Raw genomic sequence first — 15,953 nt, 5'->3', positions numbered from 1 at the left:
TTTCCCTTTCCGGCGGTTCCGACTTTATCAGATCCTTTCGGGCCTGACCCCCAGTCAGCGGGGCTTGTCCTCGCGGCCGTTGGGCCGTTCCGACGTCTCAAACCTTAGCGGATCCTCTCGGCGATTCCCAATCGGGCCGCCGAGCCCCAATTCGAATTGAATTCGGGCATGCCGAAATCAACCCCGCAGGGAGATCGTGCTGGTGGTTTGGGTTGCCGCTCGCGCGGCGGAGGTGCTGTCGCAGAACCGTTACGGCTCGGCGGCAACCCGGAGAACATTACGGATCAGGTAGGGGGCTGTCAAGCATCCCCTGTCAAGATCTTTTCCCTCGGCTCCGGGGCTCGCGTCAGTCCAGGTCGCTGAGGCGCCCGCCGGCGTCCGGCTGAGCGTGTTCCACCCTGCGGAGCAGGCGGGTGAGGACCTCGCCGAGGGTGGTGCGCTCCGCTGCCGAGAGGTCCTGGAGGAGGTCCTCCTCGAAGACGGACGCGAGGCGCATCGCCTCCAGCCACTTCTCGCGGCCCTCCGCGGTCAGCTCCACGATGACGCGGACGCGGTTGGACTCGTCGCGCTCCCGGGTGACCAGACCCTCGGCGAGCATGCGGTCGATGCGGTGTGTCATGGCGGCCGGGGTGAGGCCGAGACGCTTGGCGAGGTCGCTGGGGCCCATGCGATACGGGGCGCCGGAGAGGACCAGGGCCTTGAGGACCTCCCACTCGGCGTTGCTGATGCCGAGCGCGGCGGTCTGGCGGCCGTAGGCGACGTTCATGCGGCGGTTCAGCCGGGACAGTGCCGAGACGATCTTCTCGACCTGGGGGTCGAGGTCCTGGAACTCGCGCTGGTAGGCGGCGATCTGTTCTTCGAGTGTCGGTTCGCCGATGCCGGGGGTGTCGCCCATGGGCCGAGTATGGCACGGGCTCGCTTGGCGTTGAAGTCCTTCTCTGTGTACTCTTTAGCTTCGAATTTTAGCTTTGAAGTCTTCAGGGCTGCATACGAGGAGAGGTGAACGTGACCAGGGCGATGGGCGCAGCGCTGCGCCGGATCCACGTGGGCAATGCACTCAGCGCGTTCGGGCTCGGTTTCACCGTGCCCTACCTGTACGTCTATGTGGCGCAGGTGCGCGGGCTCGGTTCCATGACGGCGGGGCTCGTCCTCGCCGTCTTCGCCGTGGCCGCGTTGGTCGTGCTGCCGTTCGCCGGGCGGGCGATCGTCCGGCGGGGTCCGCTTCCGGTGCTGCTCACCGCTCTGGTCACCGCCGCGCTCGGGGCGCTGAGCCTGGGGCTCGCGGGGACGGCTGCTGCCGTACTGCTGTCGTCGGCCGCGCTCGGGGCCGGGCAGGCCGTGATGCAGCCGGCGCTCGCGACGATGATCGTCGACTGCTCCACCGCGGAGACTCGGTCGCGGGCGTTCGCGATGCAGTTCTTTCTGCAGAACCTGGGGCTCGGGGTCGGCGGGCTCATCGGTGGTCACCTTGTGGACGCTTCGAGCGTCTCGTCGTTCACTCTGCTGTTCGCGATCGAGGCGGCGATGTTCCTGCTGCTCGTCGTGGTGATGGTGACCGTGCGGATGCCGCGGGCGCCGCGGATCGAGGGTGTGCCGGGGGGTGGGCCGGCGAAGGGGAGCTGGAAGCAGTTGCTCGGGAACCGGGCGATGGTGCAGCTGTGTGTGCTGGGCTTCGTGCTGTTCTTCGCTTGCTATGGGCAGTTCGAGTCGGGGCTCAGTGCGTACGGGGTCGAGGCTGCCGGGGTTTCCACGTCGGCGTTGGGGACGGCGTTGGCCGCCAACACCGCGATGATCGTCGTGGCGCAGTTCGCCGTGCTGAAGTTCGTCGAGCGGCGGAGGCGGTCGCGGGTGATCGCGGCTGTGGGGTTGATCTGGGCCGTGGCGTGGGTTGCGGCGGGGTATGCGGGGCTGGGGCACGGTAGTCAGGAGATGGCTACGGCTGCCTTCATCTCGACGTATGCGTTGTTCGGGCTGGGTGAGGCGATGTTGTCTCCGACGGTTGCTCCGCTGGTGGCGGACTTGGCGCCGGAGGGGATGGCTGGGCAGTACAACTCTGCGTTTGCGCTGGTGAAGCAGCTTGCGTTGGCGGTTGGGCCGGCGGTGGGTGGGCCCATGGGGGCGTCGCTGCATGGGCCGTATGTCGTGGCGTTCTTTGTTTTCTCGTTGGGGATCACTTATCTGGCGTTGCGGTTGGGGCGGCAGTTGACTGCGGTGCAGGATCGGCCGTGGGTGGGGAAGAGTCGCGTGGTGGCGCAGGGGGCTGCGTCCTCGGCGGGGGAGACGCGGGCTCACGCCTGAGAGTTTCTCGCCCCCGCCGCCCCTACCCGTCCCTCCCCCAAAGGGGGGACCCCCAGAAGGGGCTCCGCCCCTTCCACCCCGCCAGGGGGCTGCCGCCCCCTGGACCCCCGCTTCGGCCCCGAAAGGGCCTCGTCCTCAAACGCCGGACGGGCTGAAATGAGCGGGCCGGCGCTTAGAAGGTGGCGCCCGTCACTGAGCGCTAGACGCCGGGTGGGCTGAAAGGCCTGGGCCGGCGCCCAGAAGGTGGCGCCCGCTTCGGCTCCGTTCAGGGTCTTGGCGTGTCTGCTGACCCCTTCGGTAGTGCGAACTCGCACCAGACCGCCTTTCCGCCGCCCGGTGTGCGGCGGGAGCCCCAGGCTGAGGCGATTGTTGCGACGATGGCGATGCCTCGGCCGGACTCGTCGGCCGGTTCTGCGCGGCGGCGGCGGGGGAGGTGGTCGTCGCCGTCGGTTACCTCGATGATCAGGCGGCGGTCGGTGCGGCGGAGGCGTAGGCGCATGGGTGGGATGCCGTGTTGGAGGGAGTTGGCCACCAGCTCGCTCGTGGCCAGGACGCCCAGGTCGTGGAGGTCGGTCGGGAAGCGCCAGCTTGTCAGGACGCCGGAGGCGAAGGCACGCGCGCGGGGGGCCGCTTCCACGCCGCCGAGGAGTTCCAGGGCGGCGTTGCGGAAGAGGTCGCCGTCGGGGCCCGTGCGGGCCGGGTGCTGGAGGACGAGGACTGCTACGTCGTCGTCGTGGTCGGCGGTGACGCCGGCCGAGCGGACCAGGCGGTCGCAGATCACCTGGGGGGTGCCGGTCGCGCCGGCCAGTGCGCGTTCCAGGGAGGCGATGCCCTCGTCCAGGTCCTCGTCGCGGCGTTCGACCAGGCCGTCGGTGTAGAGGACCGCCGTGGAGCCGGGGCCCAGGGCGATGGAGCCGGACGCGTGCATCCAGCCGCCCGTGCCGAGGGGCGGGCCGGTGGGTTCGTCGGCGCGCTGGACCGCGCCGTTCTCGTCGCGGACCAGGATCGGGAGGTGGCCGGCGGAGGCGTACACCAGGCGGCCCTCGTTCGGGTCGTGGATGGCGTAGACGCAGGTGGCGATCTGGTTGGCGTCGATTTCCATCGCCAGGCCGTCGAGGAGTTGGAGGACCTCGTGCGGGGGGAGGTCCAGGCGGGCGTATGCCCGCACCGCCGTGCGGAGCTGGCCCATGACCGCTGCTGCTCGTACTCCTCGGCCCATTACGTCGCCGATCACCAGGGCCGTACGGCCGCCGCCCAGGGTGATCACGTCGTACCAGTCGCCGCCGACCGCGGCCTCCGTGCCGCCGGGGTGGTACGTGGCGGCGATGCGCAGGTCGTCCGGCTGTTCGAGCTCCTGGGGGAGGAGGGAACGCTGGAGGGTGACGGCCGTTTCGCGTTGGCGGCGTTCGCTGGCGCGGAGGCGTTCGGCGGCTTCCGCGTGGTCGGTGACGTCGGTGGCGAAGACGAGGACATCGGTGCCGCCGTCGTCGCCCTCGGTCACGGGGGTGCAGGTGAAGGTGTAGGAGCGGCCGTCGGGGGCCTTGCGGGACTTGAGGGTGCGGGGCTTGCCGCTGCGCTGGACCTGGTCGAGGAGCGGGAGCAGGCCCAGTTCGGCCAGCTCGGGGAGCGCCTCGCGGGCCGGTTCGCCCGGGGGGCGTACGCCGAAGGCCGCCACGTAGGCGTCGTTGACGTAGGCCAGGCGGTGGTCGGGGCCGTGGACCAGGGCGACCAGGGACGGGACACGGTCGAGGACCTCGCGGACCGGCAGTTCGTCCAGGGCGGGGATCGGCTTGGCCTCGTCGGTGAGGTGTTCGGCGCGGGCCGCGGGGACGGCGCCCGGGCTCTCTCCCCGGCGGTCCTGGGTGACCGCCGCCGCGGTTTCGGTCCGCGCTGCGGCGCGGCGCTGCGTTCCGGGGAGCCGGGCGCTCCAGCGCGTGAAGTTCACGAATCCTTGCCTCGTGTCGTCGTCTTCGGCCAGCTCCGGACCCGGCCTGGGGTCTGAGGGGTGGCACCAGCACCCCGGGGTTGCAGCACTGTGGGAGAGCCTCATGGGTCGAAGGGCGGGCGGGTGCCCGTCCAGGGTCGTCCGGGGTCGGGATCGGTTCGGGGATCAGTCTGGCAGTGCGGCCGACCTGGCCGACACCCGTCAGACGCCTGCCCCGTCGGTGGAGTTCCTGGGTCCGGTCAGGACGACCCCTTCGTGTCGTCTCCCGGTTTGAGGTGATGCTTTCCACCGGCCGCGAGTTCGAACTCCGCACGGGGATGTTCGAGCGAACCGAGGGAGACGATCTCCCTCTTGAAGAGCCCCGACAGGGTCCATTCGGCCAGGACGCGGGCCTTTCGGTTGAAGGTCGGCACCCTGCTGAGGTGGTACACGCGGTGCATGAACCAGGCAGGGTAGCCCTTCAGCTTGCGTCCGTAGACCTGTGCGACGCCCTGGTGGAAGCCGAGGGAGGCGACCGAACCCGCGTACTTGTGGGCGTACGTCTCCAGGGGTTCGCCGCGCAGGGCGTGGGCGATGTTGTCGCCGAGGACCTTGGCCTGGCGCAGGGCGTGCTGCGCGTTGGGGGCGCACTCCTTGCCGGGTTCTGGGGGTCCCCCCAGGCGTTCAGCACTGGGGGAGGTGACGTCGGGGACGGCGGCGGCGTCTCCCGCGGCCCACGCGTGCGTGGTGCCCTCGATCGTCAGCTCGGGGGTGCACTTCAGCCTGCCGCGCGCGTTGAGTGGCAGGTCGGACGCGGCGAGGATCGGGTGGGGTTTGACGCCGGCCGTCCAGACGACCGTACGGGTCGGGAAACGGGCGCCGTCGCTGAGGACGGCGACACGGTCCACGCAGGACTCCAAGCGGGTGTGCAGACGTACGTCGATGTTGCGGCGGCGCAGTTCGGTGACGGTGTAGCGGCCCATGTCCTCGCCGACCTCGGGCAGGATCCGGTCCGAGGCCTCGACCAGGATCCACTTCATGTCCTCGGGCCGGACGTTGTGGTAGTAGCGCGTGGCGTAGCGGGCCATGTCCTCCAGTTCGCCGAGCGCCTCCACGCCCGCGTAGCCGCCGCCCACGAACACGAAGGTGAGGGCCGCGTCGCGGATCGCGGGGTCGCGGGTAGAGGAGGCGATGTCCATCTGCTCGATGACGTGGTTGCGCAGGCCGATGGCCTCTTCGACGGTCTTGAAGCCGATGGCGTGCTCGGCGAGGCCGGGGATCGGGAGCGTGCGCGAGACGGAGCCGGGGGCGAGGACGAGTTCGTCGTACGACAGCTGTTCGGTGCCGGTGCCCTCCTCCTCGGTGGCGAGGGTGGTGAGGGTCGCGGTGCGCTTCGCGTGGTCGATGGCGGTGGCCTCGCCGATGACGACCCGGCACTGCGGCAGGACGCGGCGCAGCGGTACGACCACGTGGCGCGGGGAGATGGAGCCGGCGGCCGCTTCGGGGAGGAACGGCTGATACGTCATGTACGGGTCGGGAGTGACGACGGTGATCTCGGCTTCGCCCCGGCCGAGTTCCTGTTTCAGCCTTCGTTGAAGGCGCAGGGCCGTGTACATCCCGACGTAGCCGCCGCCGACAACGAGAATGCGCGCACGTTCCTTCACCATCCCATGACGCACCCGGCGCTTGCGTTTGTCCACAGGCTCGACAGTTTGTGTGACCGGAGATCGTCGGCGCCACGGTTTGGCCGATTTGCCGGAGTGCGGGGAGAATCCGCAGGTCAGTGGGTGTGCGCGGGGGGTTCGTGGGTGGCTCAATCGGGACGTAAACGACTCGTGCTCCGATCGAGGGGCGCTCCGTGCGGAACGTGCCCCTTCTGAATTGACCCTCGCTCAACTATGTTCGTATGTCGACGGGGTGTAGGGGGATGCGCTCTTCGGGTCCGTGAGTCACACACGGCGGGCTCGTTGTCCGGGCTTGTTCCGCGACGCTCCGGCTTTGCAATGACGGGGAGAGTCTCCGGGGGGAGACGTCATTACCGGGGGATCGCTTATGCATGTTCAGGATTCTCGATGGTCTTCCGCGTCCGCCATCGCATCGGGCGGCGGAGCGGTGGGCGGCACGATGAGCGCGGCTGCGGGCAATGGACGCGGGGATACGCGTTCGACGCCGCTGCGCGTGGACGCACAGCGCAATCTGGAGCACGTGCTGCGTGCGGCGCGCGAGGTCTTCGGCGAGCTGGGATACGGCGCGCCGATGGAGGACGTGGCGCGGCGCGCGCGGGTCGGCGTCGGGACGGTGTACCGGCGCTTCCCGAGCAAGGACGTCCTGGTGCGGCGGATAGCCGAGGAGGAGACCTCCCGGCTGACCGACCAGGCACGTGCCGCGCTCGGCCAGGAGGACGAGCCGTGGTCGGCGCTGTCGCGCTTCCTTCGCACTTCGGTGGCGTCGGGCGCGGGCAGGCTGCTGCCGCCGCAGGTGCTGCGGGTCGGGGTCGCCGACGACGATGCCGCTGTCGACGAGGCCCGGGTGCCGCAGCAGCGGACACAGCCGGGCACGGGTGAGCTGCGGCTGGTGCCCGAGCAGCCGGCGGTGGTGCCGACGGACGACGCTGGAGCGGCGGCGCTGCTCGACGTGGTGGGCCAGCTCGTGGAGCGGGCGCGCGCGGCGGGTGAGCTGCGGACCGACGTGTCGGTGTCGGACGTCCTGCTGGTGATAGCCACGGCGGCGCCCTCGCTGCCGGATGCGGCGCAGCAGGCGGCGGCCTCGGCACGGCTGCTGGACATCCTGCTGGAGGGGCTGCGGTCGCGGCCTCAGGCGTGAGCGGGCCGCCGTGACCGCCGCGGGCTGGTGATCAAGAGGGTGACCAAAGGGTGACCACGAGGCGGGGTGCCGCGCCGCCCCAGCCTCGAACATCATCGCGGAACGCATCGGGCATTCCGGGTATCGCAGTCAACTTCCGCCCCGCGAAGGTCGTTTGCGCCTTCCCCGTACGGGCGAGGGGTAGTACTACGGTCCCGGAAGTCCCCACGGATGGGTGGATGTCCGTACGGGCGGGGCCTGACCAAAAGCCAATATGGCACCCTGACCCGGTGTCCGGGACTGGTAGAGCTGGCGGCGGGGGCTTTCCGCGATGAGCGTTGACGGGTGGGACGAGTCACGCGGTGACGGTGACTCGGCGACTCCGCAGGTGCCGAGTCAGGGCGGACGGGCGGACCTGCCGCCGAGCGTCGGGCCCGCGGAGGGCCGCGCGCACGCGCGCGCGGAGGGCAGCGTCCCGGCACAGCGCGACCGGCGCGAGGACGGCGTGCTGCCCACGCCGCGCGACATGCCGCCGTCGGACGCCGACCTGATCGGGCGGATGCGCGCCGGCGACGACAGCGCCTACGAGCAGTTGTACCGGCGCCACGCGGAAGCGGTGCGCCGGTACGCGCGCACCTGCTGCCGCGACGCCCACACCGCGGACGACCTCACGGCCGAGGTCTTCGCCCGCATGCTCCAGGCGGTACGCGGCGGCTCCGGTCCCGAGCACGCCGTACGCGCGTATCTGCTCACCTCGATCCGGCGGGCCGCCGCGGACTGGACGAAGTCGGCGCGGCGGGAGCAACTGGTCGACGACTTCGCGGTGTTCGCCGCGCAGTCCGCGCGCGTGTCCGAGGTCTCGGACGACGACACATTGGACCTGGGCGCCGATGTGCGGGCGATGCACGAGGCCGAGCAGTCCATGGCCATGCAGGCCTTCCGGTCGCTGCCGGAGCGCTGGCAGGCGGTGCTGTGGCACACCGAGGTCGAGGACGAGTCGCCGAGCGAGGTGGCCACGCTCTTCGGGCTCGACGCCAACGGCACGCGCGTGCTCGCCAGCCGCGCCCGCGAGGGCCTCAAGCAGGCCTACCTCCAGGCCCACGTCAGCGCCAGCCTCGCCAGCGACGAGGGGTGCGCCCGCTATGCCGACCGGCTCGGCGCCTACGCGCGCGGCAGCCTGCGCACCCGTGCCGAGCGGGGTCTGCGCAAGCACCTGGAGGACTGCGCCAAGTGCCGGCTGGCCGCGGGCCAGATCAAGGAAGTCGCCGGCGGTATCCCCGCCGTCGTACCGGTCGCGGTCATCGGCTGGTTCGGCGTCGCCGGGTACGCCAAGGCGGCCGGGCTCATCGCCGGTGGTGCCGGGGCGGGTGCGGCCGGTGCCGCGGGGGCGGCCGCGGCGGCGAGCGGTGCGTCGGGTGGGGCCGCCGCTGCGGGCGGCAGTTCGTCCGGCGGGGCGAGTTCCGGGGGCGGCGCTGCGGCCTCCGAAGGGCTGGGCGCGCCGCTGAAGGCCGGTATCGCGGCCGGTGTGGTCGCCGTGGGCGTGGCGGCGGCGATCGTGCTCGCGCTGGCCGGCAACGACCAGCCGGCCCACAAGGAGGACGCCAAGCAGCCCCCCGTGCCCTCCCCCATCGTCGAGGAGACGCCGACGCCCGAGCCGCCGAAGGAGAAGCCCTCGGAGCCCGCTCCGCAGCCGCCGGCGATCGTCCCGGCCGCGCAGCCGAAGCCGACCCCGACACCCACCGCTTCGCCCACCCGCACGCCCGGTCCGACACCCACGCCCTCCGCGAAGCCGACGCCCACCCCTACCCCGACCCCGACGCCCACCCCCACCCCGACTCCCCCGCCCGCCCCGGTCGTCTACCAGTGGAGCGAGCTGTCGTACGACATCGCCGGCGACGGCACCGCACCCGAGATGCGGATCGGCGAGAGCAGCTGGGTGTGGCAGCGGTACGGCGCCTCGATCGCCGACAAGCGGTACGGGCACGGCGTCACCGTGCACGGCCGGTCCTCCGTCGTCATCGACCTCAACCGGGAGTGCTCCGCCTACGACGCGATGGTCGGCGTCGACGACAGCACCCTGGGGCTCGGCAAGTTCTCCTTCTCGGTCTACGCCGACGGCGTCCGGCTGTGGCAGTCCCGAGTGCTCAAGGGCGGGGACCCGGCGGTGCCGGTCCATGTGAACCTCACCGGACGCTCGACCGTACGGCTGGTGGTCGAGCCGCACGGCACCCTCGACAACCTGCTGCTGGCGGACTGGGCGGAGTCGAAGTTCAGCTGCGTGTAAGGGCGTTCGGCCGACCGGCTCCCGGGCTCACGGCACCCGTTCGGTGGGGACGTGGAGGTCGCGTATGGCCTCGTCGAGTTCGCGCAGGACGTCGTCGTAGGTGAGGGCGGCGCCCCTGGTGTGCTCGGCGGTGAACTCCTCGGCCCTGAGGGCGGTGCGGGCGGCGGCCTCGGCCCGCTCGGCGTGGGCACGCTCCGGCAGGGCGCGCGGATGGCCACCGCGCCAGTGCTCCGAGGCGGCGAGCAGGCGAACCGCCCGGGGGTGGTCGCCGAGGCGGGTCAGCAGGTCCGCCGCGGCGTCCGTGAGGGTCGCGGTGATCACGTCGGCGCTGCGTTTTTCCACGGCCAGGTGCAGTGTGTCGACCAGGCGGGGCAGTCCGTGCTTGGGACCCGACTCCGCCGTCACCGTCAGGGCGTCGACCGCGTTCAGCATCACCAGGAACTGGGGCGGTGGCGTGGCACGCTCGGTCTCCACGCGGGCCGCCTCCCACAGCTCGCGCGCGCGTGCGGCGTCCTTGTCGTCCAGCGCGATCTGGGCCCGCATCAGCAGGACGAACGCCCGTGAGTCCGCCACGCCGTACCGGTCGGCCGCGGCGCTCGCCTCGTCCAGTGCGGTCAGGGCAGCCGTACGGTCGCCCGAGCGGTAGGAGATCTCGGCGAGCCGGGCGATGAGGAAGGGCGTCTCGGCGTACGCGCCCACCTCGTGGGCGAGGCGCAGCCCTTCCTCGAACTCACCCCTGGCGTCCTCGAAGCGGCTGCGCGACATGGCCGTCTCTCCGGCCGCGCTGCACACCTGGGCTCGCATCCAGCGGTCCCCGGCCCGGCGGCTGAGGATCCGCAGCTCCGGGAGGTCCTCGTCGACGCTCACCAGGCCGCCCGGTGAGTCGACGAGCATGTGCGTGCGGAACATCAGGATGCAGCCGACCTCCCAGTCGCCGCCGTACACACGGCAGTTGGCCAGCACGGCGTCCATGACCGCTCCGGTGTTCGCCGTGTCGCCCAGGATGTAGTGGGTCAACGGCCAGACCAGGCCTGGAAGGCGGGCCGCCTCGGGGCCGCCCTGCGCGAAGTGGGCCCGCACTCCATCGACGTACCGCCGCTGTCGATCGTCCTGCCAGTGCTCCACCGTTTCGAACTCGATGGCGAGGAACAGGTGCAGCACGCGGAGGTTCATCCGGGGGGCGTGTCGGGGGTGGTGCGTCTGGCCTTGCGGGGCGGTGAGGAAGGCTTCCACCGGGTCGGCGGTGGGGAGAGCGGGGAGAGCGGGGAGGGCGGGGAGGGCTGGGGCCGATCGGTCGGTGGTTGGCCCGCTGGTGGTCGGTCGGGCGGTGGACGGCCCGGTGGTGGCTGGCCCGGCGGTGGTCGGCCGGCCAGTGGCCGGTGTCGTGGCGTCCAGGGCGGCGCACAGGCGCAGAATGCGGTCCGCCCAAGTCGCGCCCTCGACACGGTAGTTGCGCAGCCACCAGAACCAGCCCATGGCGAGGACGATGGACGTGGCGTCCGGTTCGTCGCCTGTCGTGAGGGCGCGGTCCAGGGCCGCCCGGATGTTGTCCAGTTCGGTCTCCAGGCGGGAGATCCACGGGAGTTGGTCGGCTGAGCGCAGCAGCGGATCGGCCTCCTCGACCAGTGCGCGCACCCACGCGCGGTGCCGGCGCTCGGCCGCGAGACGCAGCTCGGGGAACTCGGCGGCTCGCTCGACGGCGTACTCGTGGATGGTCTCCAGCATGCGGTACCGCATGCCGTCGGAGCCGTCCCGCTCGCACGGGGTGGCCACGATCAGGGACTTGTCGACGAGCGCGCCGATGAGGTCGGCGGCCGGCCCTGTGCACACGGCCTCCGCCGCCGCGAGGTCCCAGCCGCCCGCGAAGACGGACATCTCGCGCAGCACCGTTCGCTCCCGCTCGTCGAGCAGGTCCCAGGACCAGTCGACGACGGCGCGCAGGGTCTGTTGGCGGGGCAGGACCGTACGGCTTCGGGAGGTGAGGAGGCGGAAGCGGTCGTCGAGGCGGTCGGCGATCTGGCGGGGGGTGAGCAGCCGTAGGCGGGCCGCCGCCAGCTCGATGGCGAGCGGCAGGCCGTCGAGGCGGCGGCAGATCTCTGCGACGGCGCCCTTGTCGCGCTCGCCGCCCTTGTCGCCCCTGTCGCCCCTGTCGCCCATGTGGTGCTCGTCGCGCTCGTCCCGCAGTGCGCCGGCGTCGGGGCGGACCGCTGCCGCGCGCTCCGCGAAGAGGCGGTGCGCCTGGTCGGGGAGCAGGGGCTCGACCGGGCGCACCAACTCACCGGGGACGCCCAGGGGTTCACGGCTGGTGGCGAGGATCGTGAGGCCCGGGCAGCGGGTGAGGAGGGTCTCGGCGAGGGTGGCGGCCGCGCCGATGACATGTTCGCAGTTGTCAAGGATCAGGAGTTGGCTGCGCGGGGCGCAGTACTCGATCAGCAGGGCGAGCGGGTCGTCCTGCGGGGCCGACAGTTCGTTGGTCAGGAGCACGGTCTCGCGCAGACCGAGCGCGTTGACCACCGCTCCTGGCACCGCCTCCGGCCGGTCGAGTGGGGCGAGCTCGACGAGCCATGCCTGTGGGAGCCCGGCGGCGGCTTCCTCGGCGAGGCGGGTCTTTCCAGAGCCGCCCGGTCCGGTGAGCGTGACCAGTCTTGCCCTGTGCAATTCGGAACGGATGGCGTCGAGTTCGAGTTCCCGGCCCACGAAAGAGGTAAGGCGTGGACGGAGGTTGCCGTTGCGTTTGGGGGGTTGGGGGTGGTGTGGGGGTTGGGGGTGGTGGAGGTCGTGCGGCAAATGGCGGTCGTGTCGGCCCGGCGGGGCGGCATGCGGGTGGGGGGCAGCGTCAGACGCCGTGGGTGGCTCGGGGGGCGCCGGTTCCGTGAGGGACAGCAACTCGGCGTGCAGAGCTCGGAGTTCGGGGCCGGGGTCCGTGCCGAGGCCTTCGGCGAGGGAGTTGCGGGTGGCTTCGTACGCGGCGAGGGCGTCGGCGGGGCGGCCCGTGTCGCGCAGGGCGCGGATGAGGAGGGCGTGCAGCGGTTCGTCGTACGGGTGGGCCGCGGTCAGTTGCCTCAGTTCGGGTACGGCGGCCTGGGCGCGGCCCAGTCGCAGGTCCGCCTCGATGCGGGCTCGGGTCGCCTCCAGGCGTAGGGCCTCCGGGCGGGTCGCGGCGGCGGTGCGGTCGGGGAGGTCGGCGAGGGCGGGACCGCGCCACAGGGTGAGGGCGGCGGCGAGGTCGTGGGCGGCGGTGGATGGGTCGCCGCGGTCGAGGGCGGAGGTGCCCTGCCGTACCAGGCGTTCGAAGACGAAGAGGTCGACGTCGGACTCGGTGGCGGCGAGCCGGTAGCCGCCGGGGGTGGAGGTGACGGACTCCTTGCCCAGCGTGCGGCGCAGGCGGCCTACCAGGGCGTGTAGGGCGGCCGGGGCGTCCGTGGGCGGGGCGCCTGCCCAGACCTCGTCGATCAGGGTGTCGGGGGTGGCGATGTGGCCTGGGCGTAGGGCCAGGGCCGTGAGCAGCGCGCGGAGGCGGGGGCCGCCGACGGGTATGAGGGTGCCCTGGTCGTCCTCTGCCTGGGTGACGCCCAGGATTCTGTACCGCACCGGGTCATTGTCGCGGGGGTGGCTGTGAGGGGCACGGGTTTTGTCGGGTCGGGGGGGTGGGGGGCGGGGCCCAGGTGGTCGGGGGGCACGGTTGGGGTGGTTGGCCGGGTGCGGGCCGGGAGTTTTCTCGCCCCCGCCGCCCCTACCCGTCCCGTCCTCCAGGGGCTCTGCCCCTTCGACCCCGGCCCGCTTCTGGGCTGCCGCCCCCAGACCCCCGCTTCGGCCCTTAAGGGGCCTCGTCCTCAAACGCCGGACGGGCTGAATGGCGCGGACCGGCGCCGACACCTTGCCGTCGCTCCATCAAGACGCCCCCTGGGGTGGGTGAGGGCTAGGGATGGTGCGTGCTCGTTCTTCGAACGCCGGACCTGCCCCCCGGGGAGCCATGAGGGCCAGAGACAACCCGACCTCGGCGCGCCCCCTACCCCCGCCGCACCCCCGCCCCCGCCCCCAACGCCCCCCTCTGCGGCGTGATCCCCGCCGGTACCGCGCGCTGGCGGGCGGGGGTTCCTGTCCAGCAGGTGCCTCGGCGGGCCAGTAGGCGGCGTAGCCAGAGTTCCAGGGAGACCAGGTCGGCCAGGCCGTCCAGGGGGAGGGGTTCGCCCTCGGCTGCCGCGCGGAGGGCCTTGCGGACCACTCGGGCCTCGACCAGGCCCGCCTGGGCCAGGAGGGGGGTGCCGAAGAGGGACATCAGGGAGTCCGCCGACACCCTCAGGCCCGTTCGGGCCGCCACCGCCGCCGACGCGTGGGAGGGGGCGCCCCAGCCGGGTGGGAGGTCGGCCACTCCGGCGCCCTCCAGGACCGTACGGAGGATCGCGGCGCGGGCGCCGGGCTGGACGCGCAGGGCCTCGGGGAGGGCTCGGCAGGCGCGGACGACCTGGTTGTCGAGGAACGGGGTGTGCAGGCGCTGGAAGCGGATCTCGGCGGCCTGTTCGAGGATGCGGATGTCGGAGGCGTGGCGGGCGAGTGCGGCACGCGCGCGGTAGTCGCCCGGGCGCTGGCCGGGGCCTACGCCGTTGCGGCTCGTCGCCGCCTGCAGGCGAACCGATACTTCTGCCAGCGCCTCGCCGGTCAGCCAGCGTGCCGCCGGGCCCGGTCTGGCCCAGGTGAGCGCGGCGAGCGACGCCCCTACGGCACCTCCGGGTTCGTCGAAGCGGCGGTGGAGGAGGCGGTCCGCCAGGGACTCCACGCCGGTGCGGTACGGGGTGCGGGCGAGTTTGCGTGCCGCGCCGTACACACGCGCGGGGACCAGCACCGAGCCGTCCGCCTTCGCCAGGGCCGCGACCGGGCGGACCAGGTGGCGCCGTTTGCGGTCCATCAGGAGGTCAGCGAGGCGGGCCGGGTGCGCGTCCAGGACCTGGCGGGCGCCGTATCCGGTGAAGTGGTCCGCGCTGCCGGACGCGAGGCGTGCGCGGTGTCTCGCCGCCGTGACCAGGCTCGGGCCCGGCTCGTCCGTCAGCGGGCCGTCCAGGTCGGCGTACGGGAGTGTGTCCTCGCCGCCGGTCACCACCACATGGTGCAGGCGGGGGTTGGCCGCCAAGGTTCCGGCACGCTCCACCTCGGCCTCGCGGCCGCCTACCGCCAGGTCGTTGAAGGTGACCGCAAGCAACCGCTCCCCCGCGCCCGTGCCGTGGCCCAGGACCGTGCCCGGCATCCCCGGGAGGCCGGCGGCCAGCAGCGCCAGCGTTCCGGACGCGGGGCCGCCGGACAGGTCCGCCCCGATGCCCGGAACCGGCATCCCGCGCGCGGCACGCCGTTCGGCCGGGCCCATCCCCGGTACCGGTCCGGGGTCTATGTCGGCGCCGGGGACATGGCGAGGCGCGGACAGACGCGCGCGTACCGCCTCCACCAGGGCGTCGCGTACGGCGTCCACCGCGCTGTCCGGGTCCGCCGTCGGGGCCGCCACGGCCAGCGAGGCGACCTGCTCGTACCCGGCGATCTCGCGTGCGCCGGTGCGCAGGATCAGCGCATGCCCCGGCGGAATGCGCCGTACGCCGTCGTACGGGGTGGAGTCGTGCAGTGCCGCCGGTACGTCGGGGGCGGCGAGCAGGGCGGCGAGGTGGCCGAAGTCGAGGTTGGCCTCGATGAGGTCGGCGAGGGGGAGCGCGGCCGTCGCATACGCCGTACCGCTCGCCCAGGGGGTGTAGAACACGGGCCGTGCGCCCGCGAGATCGCCGCACACCATGATCCGGCGGCCGACCTGGACGACGGCCGTGTAGCTGCCGGACCACGCCGTCAGATGCCGAAGTGCCCCTCCGCGCGCGGCGAACAGGCCGACCCGCAGCTGCTCGTCGCTCGCCCCGCAGGTGCCGAGCACCGCGATCCGGGTCTGCGCGTCGGCCTTCACCACGCGCACCTCGTCCGGGCGCCAGTCGCCGACCGCCCAGAGCGGATCGGGGTCACCCCACAGGAGTTGGGATCCCACCGGGTGCACGGTCTCGCCGTCGCTTCCGGTGGCCCCCGCGGTGCCGATTCCGGCGGTCACCGCGGCGGTGCTGCTCCATCCCACCAACCACCGCATCGACGCCTCCACAGGCTGTGGACAACCAGTGCACGGTACGAACCGGTTCCCCATGCTGCCATGAAGGACGCGCGCGGGAGGGCGGCTGAGCCGCTCGAACTCCGGGAATCGCGCCCGCGTGGATGCCCACGGGTGGGCCCTGCCGCACCCGAACACCCGGACTGGGCAAGGGGATCCACCCGGGCGGAGGGGAGGAATCCATAGGGGAGAGGAGTGGGGAGGTCGTGTGGCTTCTACGACGCGAATGCGCCCCCGATGCGCTCCCCTAAAACGCCCTCTGCGCCCTCAAGTGCCGTGGTCGGAGGGGTAATCACCCAAGAGAAGCGGGGTCGATTTTCAGCCAAATCGGCGTCGTAGGGACAGGCTCGCGCACACTCCGTACAAGCCCTCCGCACTACTCGCCGTGCTCGCCGTGCGCGCAGTCCGGGGAACGGAGTGCGCCCCCCGGACCGTTCCGCCGCCCGCGGGGATGTAGGCGGCGGAATCCCCCAGCCCACTGGATCCAGTACAGCGGGCCGACCCACGCAAGAGCCATG

At 72.3% G+C, this 15,953-nt stretch carries 8 protein-coding genes; 3 read left to right on the top strand and 5 right to left on the bottom strand.

Annotation, left to right across the window (positions count from 1 at the left end; genetic code table 11):
* Nucleotides 1-346 precede the first annotated feature (346 nt).
* A complete protein-coding gene (locus ACIA8X_RS41115) occupies nucleotides 347-895 on the bottom strand; it encodes a MarR family winged helix-turn-helix transcriptional regulator (protein ID WP_393462372.1) in 549 nt (182 codons plus the stop codon).
* 122 nt (nucleotides 896-1,017) lie between these two features.
* Between ACIA8X_RS41115 and ACIA8X_RS41110 the strand changes: the two genes are divergently transcribed.
* Nucleotides 1,018-2,298, top strand: coding sequence for an MFS transporter (locus ACIA8X_RS41110; RefSeq protein WP_393462438.1), 1,281 nt, complete (start codon nucleotides 1,018-1,020; stop codon nucleotides 2,296-2,298).
* Nucleotides 2,299-2,563: 265 nt separating this feature from the next.
* On the opposite strand, the gene ACIA8X_RS41105 is transcribed toward ACIA8X_RS41110, so the two are convergent.
* A complete protein-coding gene (locus ACIA8X_RS41105; protein WP_399460449.1) occupies nucleotides 2,564-4,243 on the bottom strand; it encodes a SpoIIE family protein phosphatase in 1,680 nt (559 codons plus the stop codon).
* Between the two features lie 239 nt (nucleotides 4,244-4,482).
* Nucleotides 4,483-5,889 carry an NAD(P)/FAD-dependent oxidoreductase gene (locus ACIA8X_RS41100; RefSeq protein WP_393462376.1) on the bottom strand — a complete coding sequence of 469 codons (1,407 nt, stop codon included), beginning with the start codon at nucleotides 5,887-5,889 and terminating at the stop codon, nucleotides 4,483-4,485.
* A 385-nt stretch (nucleotides 5,890-6,274) separates the two neighbouring features.
* Here ACIA8X_RS41100 and ACIA8X_RS41095 point away from each other — a divergent pair, with 385 nt between their 5' ends.
* Nucleotides 6,275-7,045 (top strand): TetR/AcrR family transcriptional regulator, encoded by a 771-nt coding sequence (locus ACIA8X_RS41095; protein WP_393462378.1) that lies wholly within the window; start codon nucleotides 6,275-6,277, stop codon nucleotides 7,043-7,045.
* 310 nt (nucleotides 7,046-7,355) lie between these two features.
* Nucleotides 7,356-9,308, top strand: a complete 1,953-nt coding sequence (locus ACIA8X_RS41090; protein WP_393462380.1) for a sigma-70 family RNA polymerase sigma factor — start codon at nucleotides 7,356-7,358, stop codon at nucleotides 9,306-9,308.
* Between the two features lie 27 nt (nucleotides 9,309-9,335).
* On the opposite strand, the gene ACIA8X_RS41085 is transcribed toward ACIA8X_RS41090, so the two are convergent.
* The gene (locus tag ACIA8X_RS41085) at nucleotides 9,336-12,899 is read right to left on the bottom strand and encodes a BTAD domain-containing putative transcriptional regulator (RefSeq protein ID WP_393462382.1); all 3,564 of its coding nucleotides are present in this window, start codon (nucleotides 12,897-12,899) and stop codon (nucleotides 9,336-9,338) included.
* Between the two features lie 418 nt (nucleotides 12,900-13,317).
* Nucleotides 13,318-15,417 carry an asparagine synthase-related protein gene (locus ACIA8X_RS41080; protein WP_393462384.1) on the bottom strand — a complete coding sequence of 700 codons (2,100 nt, stop codon included), beginning with the start codon at nucleotides 15,415-15,417 and terminating at the stop codon, nucleotides 13,318-13,320.
* Nucleotides 15,418-15,953 lie beyond the last annotated feature (536 nt).

Origin of the sequence: Streptomyces sp. NPDC051738, assembly GCF_044453205.1 — a bacterium.
In the GTDB taxonomy this organism is placed as follows: Bacteria; Actinomycetota; Actinomycetes; order Streptomycetales; family Streptomycetaceae; genus Streptomyces.
This window is presented reverse-complemented; position numbering and strand designations above follow the sequence as displayed.

Coding starts and splice junctions, on each gene's coding strand:
- ACIA8X_RS41115 (WP_393462372.1), bottom strand. CDS start 895: ATGGGCGACACCCCCGGCATCGGCGAACCGACACTCGAAGAACAGATC.
- ACIA8X_RS41110 (WP_393462438.1), top strand. CDS start 1,018: ATGGGCGCAGCGCTGCGCCGGATCCACGTGGGCAATGCACTCAGCGCG.
- ACIA8X_RS41100 (WP_393462376.1), bottom strand. CDS start 5,889: ATGGTGAAGGAACGTGCGCGCATTCTCGTTGTCGGCGGCGGCTACGTC.
- ACIA8X_RS41095 (WP_393462378.1), top strand. CDS start 6,275: ATGCATGTTCAGGATTCTCGATGGTCTTCCGCGTCCGCCATCGCATCG.
- ACIA8X_RS41090 (WP_393462380.1), top strand. CDS start 7,356: ATGAGCGTTGACGGGTGGGACGAGTCACGCGGTGACGGTGACTCGGCG.
- ACIA8X_RS41080 (WP_393462384.1), bottom strand. CDS start 15,417: ATGCGGTGGTTGGTGGGATGGAGCAGCACCGCCGCGGTGACCGCCGGA.